1 protein-coding gene is annotated in these 637 nt (G+C 36.7%); it reads left to right on the top strand.

The features are described from left to right. Window positions 1-64 precede the first annotated feature (64 nt). The coding region (locus ACTJJ9_RS26380; RefSeq protein ID WP_440769012.1) for an IS91 family transposase at window positions 65-637 on the top strand (573 nt) is incomplete at its 3' end.

Raw genomic sequence — 637 nt, 5'->3', positions numbered from 1 at the left:
AAAGATAAGAAAGTATAAAAATTTGGGTCTACCACAGTCATTTAAGCTGTGGTATTTTCATTTTATGGAGACCAATATATTGAGAAGAATATTTTTTGATAAACACCAACATTGGGAAGCTTTCAAAAGAAAACACGGTGCTAAAATCCGCCCTATCGTAATTAAGGAGGTTGAGAAATTTCGAGATTGTGGGGATATCAAAAATGGATTTAAGTTATTTGTGTGTGAAGGTTGTCATGATGTGCGAAAGGTTCCTTACCGATGTAAAGGTCGATTTTGTACCACGTGCTCTGTTGGAGAAAGTGAAGAATGGAGTAGGTTACTTACTGAAGATGTTCTTCAGGTTAATCATCGGCACGTAATTTTTACGATTGATGAAGGACTAAGAGATGTATTTCTCCTTCACCGACATCTATTAAAAGATTTAATGGATGCTTCTGCAAGACTACTTACTGACTTCTTCAAAAAGAAAGCAAAGGTAACACCTGGGATTATTGCTGGACTCCACACTTTTGGTTCAAGGGTCAACTTCAATCCTCACGTACATATGTTAGTTACAATGGGTGGATTAACAGAAAAAGGAGAATGGAAGCAGTATGATTTCTTGCCATTTACGATGCTTCGTAAACAATGGCAA

The sequence above is a fragment of the Metabacillus sp. 22489 genome (genome assembly GCF_052044855.1).
GTDB lineage: Bacteria > Bacillota > Bacilli > Bacillales > Bacillaceae > Metabacillus > Metabacillus niabensis.
This window is presented reverse-complemented; position numbering and strand designations above follow the sequence as displayed.